This is a genomic window from Enterococcus sp. 2201sp1_2201st1_C11_2201SCRN_220225, assembly GCF_040925905.1.
GTDB classification, from domain to species: Bacteria; Bacillota; Bacilli; order Lactobacillales; family Enterococcaceae; genus Enterococcus_C; species Enterococcus_C asini_A.
The window spans coordinates 18,078-28,331 of record NZ_JBCOJC010000035.1; the positions used below are offsets into that span (position 1 = coordinate 18,078).

Here is a 10,254-nt window from a genome sequence, read left to right on the forward strand (position 1 = left end):
ACTTTCTTATTTGTCGATTTTATCCAAAAGTTTCTTGGCATCTTCTAAATCTTTTACTTCAGCTGGTTGCTCATCTTTTAAATCTACAACTTTCTCAGTCGCTTCCACCACTTCAACTGAGCTAGTTTCTGCTTCCGAGTTTACTTCAGGTTCCGCTTCATTGTCAAGGTCTTTTGCCACAAGCTCTTTGAAAACTTCATGACCGTCTTGGACATAGCTGTTAAATGGCTTCAAAATTTCATCCCACTCTGGACTTTTCACCATTTCCAATTGAGATTGCAACATTAAAGATAGATTTTGGTGGAAAACCCGGGTCTTCGTCTTCAAGTCATTGGTTTCTGTAGCCAATTGACGAGCGTTCACCGTAGCGTCGTTTAAGATTTCTTTAGCCTTCGCTTCAGCCGCTGCTGTTAATTCACTAGCCCGTTTTTCAGCTGTAGAAATCAAGTCGTCTGATTTGTTTTGGGCAGAAGTAATCATCACTTCTGATTCTTTTGAAGCAGAAGTTTTTACTTTATCCGCAGTATCTTGAGCCACGATAATGGATTGATTCAATGCGTCTTTCAACTCATTGAAGTATTCCAATTTTTCTTCCGCATGTTTTAATGCTTTTTCCAATTCCCGGTTTTTGGTAACTGCTGCTTCGTAATCACGACCTACCAAATCCATGAAATCGTCCACTTCATCTTGGTTGTACCCTCTCATTTTAGTAGAGAAGCTTTTATTGTTAATGTCTAATGGTGTTAATGCCATAGTTGTTACCGCCTTTGTTAGTTTATTTACGTAGTACCCCTAACACCAAACGAATCTTTTCTTTTTTCGTCTGGCCTTCTAGTCCTTGGAGTTGAATGCGACCAAAGCCACGAATCGAGACAATATCCAATAAATCCAGCAAAAAGTCTGGTCGAGTTTCCTCTGTCCAATTTACTTTAATCTTGCCAGATTCAATCAATTGTTTTGAGCGTTGCCGGGAAATATTATAGACACTAGAGATAACCGTATCTAGCCGCAGTGAGCTCACTGTCATCTTTTCTATAGTCCAAGCATCAATTGGTGTAAGAATATCCGTATAGTTTCGTTCTTCCAAACGAACTGTGATATTCCCCATTTTTTCCACTTGTAATTTTATGAAGCTAGCCACTTCTTTGGCTACAAAAATTTGCCAACGCTGCCCATCACTGATGATGTCACCGAAATACTCCCGTTTGACCCCACTGTTAACCAAAGTACCTAAAATACGACCATGGCCCAAAGTAGCAAACTTCATGGGATAATGAATTTCAAATAATTCAATATCAAATTCTGCTGCAGTAGGTTCATAATAATCGGGATAAATCAAACACCGCACTCGCTCTGCTGCCTCATAACCCCCATTAAAGCGAAACTTCAAATCCGTCTCTTGACGAATTAAAGTCTCCATGATGTAAGCTTGCCGCGGATCAAGAAAATCAGTTAAGTAAGGTGCGTACTGCATTTGAACTTGCTCCATCCAATCCGTGACACTATCAATAAAGGGACGTTCTTCTGGACGAAAATGCTGATAGACATTTGCATTCATAATCACTTCCCCCTCCCCAATTTAATACAATAACCGAATAGCCAGATTCCATAATACTTGATAAATAATCCGACCGCCGAAATTCAAAGCCAAAACGGCAATCATAATACTGAAATCCACTGGACCAAAAGATAGCGGCAATTTGCGAAACAGATTCAAAAATGGTTCACAAATTTTGGCCATCAGTCGCCCAATCCCAGATTCATAGCCCCCAGGCATCCAAGATAATAAGGCATAAATTACTAAGATCATGGAATATAAATCCACAGCCCTAATAAATAAATTCAATAGTCGAAAGATAATTGCTAACTCCTCCTTTGTTAGACCTCAAAGGCCATTTGCTCACCATATAGTGCCTGTACACCTTCCACGGCTACTTCTTTTGGCGTGCAAAGAAAGATTTCGTCTCCTACCCGAGTAATATCACCATCTTGGGCATAGACTGTCCCAGTCAAAAAGTCCACAATACGACGTGCTTGGTCTTCTTCCACTTTATGGAAGTTAATCAAAACCGCTTCGTTATTCAACAAGCGTTTAGCAATGCTTTGAATCTCGTTGTAATTCCGTGGCTCTAGGATTGAAATTTTCACCACTGGCTCACCTTTAGTGCGAGGCATGGCTTTCTTTTGTTGCGTAGGTCGTGGATTTTGATGAATGGAAACGACCTTTTCTTCTTGTACGGGTGTTGCTTTTGACAAGCTTTGTTGTGATTCACTGATTTTTACTTTCTTCTTTGGTGCTGATTGGACCACCGGTTGTTCGACACGCTGTACCACAGGTGCTTCTATTTCATACTCTAGGTCACCAGTTTCTGAAAGGCCAAAAAAATCAGCAGCTCTGCTAAAGATATTCATTTTGGTTTCCTCCTTAATTACTCCTTGAACAATGCCGTTCCCACACGAATAAAAGTGGCGCCTTCTTCAATGGCCACAGGATAATCATTGCTCATACCCATGCTTAACTCGTTACACGGCGCTTGGGGTAGGGCTAATTTCTGAATTTCAGCTCTAAGATTTTCCAATTGACAAAAGTTTTGGTGCTGCTCTTTAACTGACGATGCCATTGGCGCCATCGTCATTAAACCAACTACTTTTATTTTATCATAACCAGACAGAGCAGTAACAAAAGGCACTACTTCAACAACTGGAAGACCTTGTTTGGAACTTTCGCCAGAAACGTTGACTTCTACAAAACATTTCAACTCTTTTTGGGCCCTCTTTTGAATCTCTTCGGCCACGGATAAGCTTTCCAATGAGTGTAAATAGTCAATCTCGTCCACTATCGATTTTACCTTTCTCCGTTGCAAATTACCAATAAAATGCCAAGTAATCTCAGGAATATCGGCTAATGCTTGTTTTTTTAATAAAAACTTATCAGCTCGATTTTCCCCAAGATGAGTTACTCCGGCATTTACCAACGTCCGTGTCTCTTCAACCGTCGCATTTTTACTAACTCCGATTAAAGTAACGCTAGTTTCTGGGCGTGCAACAAGAGCACATGACTTCTGTATCTCTTGTCGGACCTCCCGCAAGTTTTCAGAAATCATGTGCTCTGCCTCCAATTTTTCTTATCGTTTGCGACGGAAGAATGGTGGTGTGCTTAATTCATCATCATCATTTGATTTCACTTCGTCACGGTTAAAAGTTTCGAAGTCTTTTTTTTCAATCGTATCGAATTGAGCATCATCAATTTTTTGACGAACTGGTTGATCTTTACGAATATCCCAATCACCAAAACCATTGTCTTCTTCAGTAGCTGGTTTTGCTTGGTCCATATCTAAAACTGGTTTTTGAGGAACACTGTGGATTTGACTTTGACGAGAGCGTCCTTTTGGTTCTTTGTTTGTAGGATCAATCCCGGTTGCAATCACGGTTACGCGAATTTCATCGCCAAGTTCTTCATTGATTGAAGTACCTAAGATAATATTTACATCCCCAGTTGCAGCATTGGCTACAATATCAGAAGCATCTTGGGCTTCAAACAAGGTCATATCTAAGCCACCAGTGATGTTTAATAAGACTTGTTCTGCACCATCAATAGAGGTTTCCAACAATGGAGAAGAAATAGCTTTCTTCGTTGCTTCAATTACACGTTCTTCACCAGAAGCAACCCCGATACCCATTAAAGCAGTACCTTGGTTTTCCATAACGGTCTTCACATCAGCAAAGTCCAAGTTCACGTAACCTGGTGCAGTAATCAAATCAGAAATTCCTTGAACCCCTTGACGCAACACATTATCCGCTTCACGGAAAGCTTCTAGCATAGGGGTCTTCTTATCAACGACTTCCAACAAACGGTTGTTGGAGATAATCAGTAAGGTATCGACGTTTTCCTTTAATTTGGCAATGCCTTCAGCAGCGAAACGGCCGCGTTTTGGTCCTTCAAATGTGAAAGGACGCGTAACCACGCCGACTGTTAAAGCGCCTAAGTCTTTGGCAATTTTTGCTACGATTGGTGCAGCTCCAGTACCAGTACCGCCACCCATGCCGGCTGTGATGAAGATCATGTCTGCTCCTTCTAGAGCATCCCGAATTGCTTCTTCACTTTCTTCTGCGGCTTTTCCGCCAACTTCTGGTTGAGAACCAGCACCAAGTCCGCGAGTATATTTAGGGCCTAATTGAATCACTGTTTCAGCCTTAGAGTTTTTTAATGCTTGTACGTCTGTATTAGCGGCGATAAATTCGACGCCTTTCACGTTTTCTTCGATCATCCGGTTAATGGCATTGCCACCGCCACCGCCGACACCGATGACTTTGATCACGGCGCCTTCATTGATGTTATTATCGATTGAAAATTCCATAATGTTTATTCCTCCTGGGTAGATTAATCAAAAATATTAGAAAAGAAGTCTTTCACTCGGTCTTTTACGCTTTCACCAGTACGTTCTTCTGGTTCATCGTATTCTTCTTCCATGGTTTCCGTGTCTTCATAGTGAATTTCTTGGGCGACTGGCAATTCTTGTCGCGTTTGAGGAACAGGTTTTTCACCTGTAACAGCTGATTTTGCCAATTGATAAACTTCATTCAAGTTAGCAGAGTAGTCCACAATACTAATCACGTTGGTAAAGACAGGATTTCGTAATCCCATATGATTGGGCACGTATAATTTCACATTGGTTTCAAAGATTTCTTGGGCTAAATCCACAACTCCTGGCATACTAGCAGCACCGCCAGTTAAAACAACGCCACCTGGTAAGCTTAAAGCATCGATTTCATCCAAAACTTCTTTTGATTTGGCAAAGATTTGCTCCATGCGCGCTTCGATAATTTCTGATAAGTAGCGTTCATCGATTTTCACAGGTTCAGATTTGCCAATTACATCTACCGGAAATTCTTCACTGGCAGACGTACGATCAGGATAAGCATCCCCGTAGTTAATTTTCAAAGCTTCTGCATTATTAAAGGAAGTGTTCAAAACTGTGGAAATATCTTTGGTAACATATTCTCCGCCTTCTTGATTCACATGGGTAAACTTCAATTGTTTGTCATGCATCACCGCTGTGGTGGTTTGACCGCCACCGATGTCAATCACAATCGTTCCAAAGTCTTTTTCACCATCAGATAAAATGGTTTCCGTTAAAGCAAGGGGGGTAATCACCATTTCATTAATGATTAAGCCCGCTTTTTCCACACATTTGCGAATGTTATGGATAATGGTTTTAGGTCCCGTAAAGAGCAGACCAAACATTTCCAAACGAACGCCAATCATACCGCGAGGATCTTTAATTCCTTCAAAACCGTCTACGGTAAACTCTTGAGGTAAAATGGTAACAATTTGACGTTCTGGTGGCACGGAACGAACTAGCGCTGCAGATGATACATTCCGTACGTCTTCGTCAGTGATTTCTTTTGATTCATTATTCACTGCAATCATGCCTTGGCAGTTTTCAACTTCTAACAGATTGGCTGGTACACCCACACTGACACTGCGGATTTGAATGCCGGCTTTTTCTTCTGCTTGACGCACTGCCCGCTGAATTGCTTGGACTGTTTTTTCGATATCGACGATGATTCCTCGGTTGATCCCTTCCGACTTCGCATTCCCGACACCAATGATGTTCATTTGGTTTTCTACATATTCGGAGACGACCACTTTGACAGATGTCGTACCGATATCAAGGCCTACATACATTCCCGTTTTTGCCATGAATGGGATTCCCTCCTACAGTTATATCTAAATAAAAGGCAGCTTTTTCGCCCTTTTCGATATATGATTTGCATATTAGTTCACTGTTATCCATGATAACACAGATTTACCCTTTTTAGAAATACGATATAGAAAATATTTGACATTTTTTATTCTCCTGCAGGTGTTGCTAGCTCGCCTTCTGCACTGCTAGAAGTGGTTGTCTCTTCACCTGTGGAACTAGTCTCTTCTTCCTTTTCGTAAGGGTGAGAAAAGATGCCCACTTCCATATCAATAACTCCTTTTTCTGACATTTCTTTGGCTACCTGTGCATAATATTTCATTTGAGATTTCAAATTAGAAATATTGACGATTACTTGGTTGCCATCATTCATATACAGAAGCAAAAGTTCCTGATTACTGTCTTTTGGTGTGTATTTAATTTGGGAAATCGCTTCTTGCAATTCTTCCGATAGACTTTGGTAAGCACTTAACACTTTCATAATCGTTGCCTGGTCAGTGAAATTTTCCAAAATCGGTAATTTTTCAGTAGGATTTTCCATGGTTTCATTCACCGTATAACCATTGGCTAAAATTGGTGAATATGTATTGTCGTGGGCCAAAACGGCGATTTCTTCATATTCCTTTACCCGAATTTTAAAATGATTCAGATTCTCAATTTTCAAAGAGACCTGTTCAATTCGCGGGTTACTCTCTTTGATTTTTTTTAATTCAGCGCTTCGGGTAAAATACTGAGGCCAAATTTCCCCATCCATTTCAAAATCAGCTGCCTTTACAATTTCTTTGGCAGAAACAGCTTGGTTCCCAATAACGGTCACTCCTGCTAGTTTCGCTAAAGGGGAAACATAATAAATCACTGCGATTAAGGGAATCAAAAGGATTAAAATAATCGTAATCATCCGGCGATACAATAGACTTTGCCGCTGGTATTTCACCTTAGGCAAGCGGTCAGAAAAGCTCGTTTCAAATTCAACTGCCGGCCGTGTGCCTAACTCTGGTAATGCTTCTTCCTTGACACCGTCTGTTTTCGGCTCTTTTTCTGGCTCAGTTTCTGAGTTTCCCTCAATAACTTTCGGTGACCACCCAGCTTCTTGTCCTCTTTGCTGAGTGTATTCCAGATTGGCTTTTTGCCAAGGAGTCAGTTGCTGGTCTGCCTCCTCCTGATTTTTATTTCTTGGATCAGAGGACTGTGTTTCTTTTTTGGTAATGGTCATCACCGCCTTTTTTTGTTACTCGTATTACTTTTTAGTAATTTCTGTCACCAAAGCATGTAGACGTTGACTGGCATCAGGAATGCCCTCTTTTTTAGAAGCTTCCGCCATCTTTTGTCTTAACTTGGAGTCTTGCATAATTTCATCGATGGTTTTTACTAACAGTGCTCCACTAAGTTCGGCATCTGTTAGCATTTTTACGGCGCCAGCTTTTACTAAGCTTTGAGCATTTTTAGTCTGCTGATCATTGGTTACATGGGGACTAGGAATCAAAATGGCCGGTAAACCTAATGCAGTAAACTCTGCAATAGAAGTAGCTCCCGCCCGACCAATCAATAACTGGCAGTTAATCATCACTTCTGCCATCTTATCGATATAAGGGACCACACTGACGTTTTTTAATTGGTCCCAGTCAAAGCCCTGTGCTTGAATTTCTTCGTAGTAGCGGTCACCGGAAGCATAAAGTACTTGGTAATTTTTTCCTGCAAATAAAGGAAAAGCTTCCAACATTGCTTGGTTTAAGCGCATTGCTCCTTGGCTCCCACCAAAAATCAAGACTGTAGCAATTTTAGGATCAAGATTGTATTCTTTTAGAATACCAGAAGGCACCACATCAACCACAGAAGTTGCTCGGGGATTTCCCACTAAGGCTGTTTTTTCTTTAGGAAAACTTTCTGCCACATCAGGAAAAGCCACGGCGATTTTGTCCACATAACGGCTTAAAAACTTATTTGTGACACCAGGTACGCTGTTTTGTTCATGAATAATTGTAGGAATTTTTAATTTAGTAGCCCCATAAACCACCGCACCAGAAGCATAGCCTCCCGTACCAATTACTACATCTGGACCAAATTTTTTCAAGATATTTTTCGCTTGTTTAATACTTTTTAAAAACAAACGAACGGTTTTTATGTTGTCTTTAGTGGCCGCAGGATTCAAGCTCCGTTTGAATCCTTGAATTTCTAACGTTTCAAAAGGAATGCCTGTAGGAGGCAAAATTTTATTTTCAAGTCCACGCTTTGCCCCTACGTACATAAATTCAGCTGTCGGGTCAATCTTTTTTACATAATCCACATAGGCCAGTGCAGGATAAATATGTCCTCCTGTGCCGCCGCCGGTTACTAAAATTTTCACATTACTCGCTCATTTCTACTAAATTATTTACTGCAACAAACTCATCAAGACAGTGCTCGCACCGCTGCCATATATTTCTCTCCGCGAATCTCAAAATTTTTATATTGATCCCAAGAAGCATTAGCTGGAGACAATAAAATAGCATCTCCTGCTTGACTGATTTCATAAGCAATTGGCACAGCGGTTTCCGCATTTTCGGTATAATAAATTTCTTTAATTCCCGCTTTTTTAGCAGCATCGGCTAGTTTCTCTTTTGTTTCCCCAAAGAGCACCACAGCTTTCAAACCGATTAAGGATGGTATGAGATCATCAAAGGAATTTCCCCGATCTAATCCCCCAGCAAGTAAAATCAACTTACTTGGATCAAAGCCCCCTAAAGCCATTTCCGTTGCTAAAATATTGGTTGCCTTAGAGTCATTGTAAAAGAGGCGTTCATTGATTTTGGCCACAAATTGAGTGCGATGAGGAACACCAGTAAAACTACTTAAAGCTGCCACAATGGCCTCATTGGCAATTCCCCGAGTTTTTGCTACACAAATGGCAGCTAACGCATTCTCCACATTGTGAACGCCAGGAACTCCTAATTTATTTGCTGGCATCAACAATTCTTCTTTAAAATATAGATTGCCGGCTAAGAGATAGGCTCCTGGTACTTTTTCTTCACTGGAAAAAGGTAAGACACGCGCTTTAGTGCTTGCTGCCAAATTCCGTAATTCTTCTTGTTTCCAATTGACAATCAACGTATCAGAAGAGTTCATATTTTCTTGAATATGCCATTTTGCTTTGACGTAGGCTTCTCTTGATCCATGGTAATCCAAATGGGCAGAAAAGAGATTGGTGATGACCGCAATTTCGGGATGAAATGTAACAGTGCCCATTAATTGGAAACTGGATAATTCCATCACCAAAAGATCTTCTGGTTTTGCTTCTTGGGCAACAGAACTAGCTGGAAAACCAATATTCCCAGACAAACGTGCCACTCCGGTTTCCATTCCGCGATTTAAAATTTCTGCAATCATAGTTGTAGTCGTCGTTTTCCCATTGGTCCCGGTAATGCCGATAATGGGACACTCTGCGATTTCATAGGCCAATTCTACTTCCGTAATTACCGGAATCCCTTTTGCCAAAGCTTTTTGCACTAAGGGCTGTTCATAGGGAATTCCCGGATTTTTAACCATTAATGAAAAATCTTCATCTAATAATTCAATTGGGTGACTACCGGTGATAACTTTAACCCCTAAAGCCAAAAGATCTTGTGCTTCAGGATTTTCTTCAAAGGGTTTGCCGTCATTAACGGTAACCAGTGCGCCCAAATCATGTAATAATTTGGCCGCACTGAATCCACTCTTTGCTAATCCAAGCACAAGAACTTTTTTGTTTTGATAGTTTGTAATTTGTTTCATTTCATTCAGCTCCTACAAGACGATTAACAATGTGACAACGGCAGCAGCAATGGCCACTAGCCAGAAAGTAATATCGATTTTCCATTCACCCCAGCCGCTCATTTCAAAATGATGATGAATCGGCGACATTTTAAACAACCGTTTCCCCGTCAGCTTAAAGGAAGTCACTTGAAGCATGACACTGGCTGTTTCGAAGACGTAGATCAAACCAACTAATAGTAAGGTCCACTCCTGGTGAAGCAAAATCGAAATGGCTGCTAATAGTCCCCCTAAAGCCAGTGAACCTACATCACCCATAAAGATTTTTGCAGGTTTGTGATTATAAGGAAAGAAGCCTAATAGACCACCGATCACACTTAAACAAATCAATAATACGTCAAATTGTTGCTGATGAAAAGCGATAATGCCATAGGTGGCAAAGGAGATAACCCCCAGTCCTGACATTAAGCCGTCAATGCCATCGGTTAAGTTCGTAGCATTAGAAAAACCCACTAACCAAAATAAAACGAAGGCACCATAGAAATAAGACAAGTTCAAATCCACACCAAAGAAATTTAAGGTGTTACTGTTGCCTTCCAATAAATAGACTCCATAGAAGATTATACCCCCAACAATTTGGCCAATTAATTTTTGTCGGGAAGTCAGGCCTTCATTTTGCTTTTTAAAAATTTTAATAAAATCATCAGCAAAACCTAAAGCACCATACAGTCCCATAACAAACAAAAGAATAAAGACACCAGTGGTCAATTGCTTTTGCCACGCTGCCACCCAAATGCCAGTTAATAAAGTGGCGACTAAAAAG

General features: G+C 40.7%; 11 protein-coding genes. All 11 read right to left on the bottom strand.

Annotated elements, in window-relative coordinates:
• Window positions 1-6: 6 nt before the first annotated feature.
• Complete coding sequence (locus AB5754_RS09675; protein WP_368250867.1) at window positions 7-753, bottom strand: DivIVA domain-containing protein; 747 nt, start codon at window positions 751-753, stop codon at window positions 7-9.
• Between the two features lie 22 nt (window positions 754-775).
• On the bottom strand, window positions 776-1,558 hold the full coding sequence (locus AB5754_RS09680; RefSeq protein ID WP_311833128.1) for an RNA-binding protein: 783 nt from the start codon (window positions 1,556-1,558) through the stop codon (window positions 776-778).
• A 21-nt stretch (window positions 1,559-1,579) separates the two neighbouring features.
• Window positions 1,580-1,825: a YggT family protein gene (locus AB5754_RS09685; RefSeq protein ID WP_311833127.1), complete on the bottom strand. Its 246-nt coding sequence runs from the start codon at window positions 1,823-1,825 to the stop codon at window positions 1,580-1,582.
• Window positions 1,826-1,878: 53 nt separating this feature from the next.
• A complete protein-coding gene (locus AB5754_RS09690) occupies window positions 1,879-2,412 on the bottom strand; it encodes a cell division protein SepF (RefSeq protein WP_368250869.1) in 534 nt (177 codons plus the stop codon).
• A 17-nt stretch (window positions 2,413-2,429) separates the two neighbouring features.
• The gene (locus tag AB5754_RS09695) at window positions 2,430-3,104 is read right to left on the bottom strand and encodes a YggS family pyridoxal phosphate-dependent enzyme (RefSeq protein ID WP_368250870.1); all 675 of its coding nucleotides are present in this window, start codon (window positions 3,102-3,104) and stop codon (window positions 2,430-2,432) included.
• A 21-nt stretch (window positions 3,105-3,125) separates the two neighbouring features.
• On the bottom strand, window positions 3,126-4,358 hold the full coding sequence (gene ftsZ / locus AB5754_RS09700) for a cell division protein FtsZ (RefSeq protein WP_311833124.1): 1,233 nt from the start codon (window positions 4,356-4,358) through the stop codon (window positions 3,126-3,128).
• A gap of 23 nt (window positions 4,359-4,381) precedes the next feature.
• Entirely contained in the window at window positions 4,382-5,704 is a 1,323-nt protein-coding gene (ftsA, locus tag AB5754_RS09705) for a cell division protein FtsA (RefSeq protein ID WP_311833123.1), read from the bottom strand.
• Between the two features lie 149 nt (window positions 5,705-5,853).
• A complete protein-coding gene (locus tag AB5754_RS09710; protein ID WP_368250871.1) occupies window positions 5,854-6,918 on the bottom strand; it encodes a cell division protein FtsQ/DivIB in 1,065 nt (354 codons plus the stop codon).
• 24 nt (window positions 6,919-6,942) lie between these two features.
• Window positions 6,943-8,049: an undecaprenyldiphospho-muramoylpentapeptide beta-N-acetylglucosaminyltransferase gene (murG, locus tag AB5754_RS09715; RefSeq protein ID WP_368250872.1), complete on the bottom strand. Its 1,107-nt coding sequence runs from the start codon at window positions 8,047-8,049 to the stop codon at window positions 6,943-6,945.
• A gap of 44 nt (window positions 8,050-8,093) precedes the next feature.
• Window positions 8,094-9,452 carry a UDP-N-acetylmuramoyl-L-alanine--D-glutamate ligase gene (gene murD, locus AB5754_RS09720; RefSeq protein WP_368250873.1) on the bottom strand — a complete coding sequence of 453 codons (1,359 nt, stop codon included), beginning with the start codon at window positions 9,450-9,452 and terminating at the stop codon, window positions 8,094-8,096.
• Between the two features lie 12 nt (window positions 9,453-9,464).
• A partial coding sequence (mraY, locus tag AB5754_RS09725) for a phospho-N-acetylmuramoyl-pentapeptide-transferase (RefSeq protein ID WP_368259569.1) occupies window positions 9,465-10,254 on the bottom strand: 790 nt, incomplete at its 5' end.

Excerpts from the sequence above, each read along its gene's own strand:
- AB5754_RS09675 (WP_368250867.1), bottom strand. The coding sequence starts at position 753 with ATGGCATTAACACCATTAGACATTAACAATAAAAGCTTCTCTACTAAA.
- AB5754_RS09680 (WP_311833128.1), bottom strand. The coding sequence starts at position 1,558 with ATGAATGCAAATGTCTATCAGCATTTTCGTCCAGAAGAACGTCCCTTT.
- AB5754_RS09690 (WP_368250869.1), bottom strand. The coding sequence starts at position 2,412 with ATGAATATCTTTAGCAGAGCTGCTGATTTTTTTGGCCTTTCAGAAACT.
- AB5754_RS09695 (WP_368250870.1), bottom strand. The coding sequence starts at position 3,104 with ATGATTTCTGAAAACTTGCGGGAGGTCCGACAAGAGATACAGAAGTCA.
- ftsZ (WP_311833124.1), bottom strand. The coding sequence starts at position 4,358 with ATGGAATTTTCAATCGATAATAACATCAATGAAGGCGCCGTGATCAAA.
- ftsA (WP_311833123.1), bottom strand. The coding sequence starts at position 5,704 with ATGGCAAAAACGGGAATGTATGTAGGCCTTGATATCGGTACGACATCT.
- AB5754_RS09710 (WP_368250871.1), bottom strand. The coding sequence starts at position 6,918 with ATGACCATTACCAAAAAAGAAACACAGTCCTCTGATCCAAGAAATAAA.
- murD (WP_368250873.1), bottom strand. The coding sequence starts at position 9,452 with ATGAAACAAATTACAAACTATCAAAACAAAAAAGTTCTTGTGCTTGGA.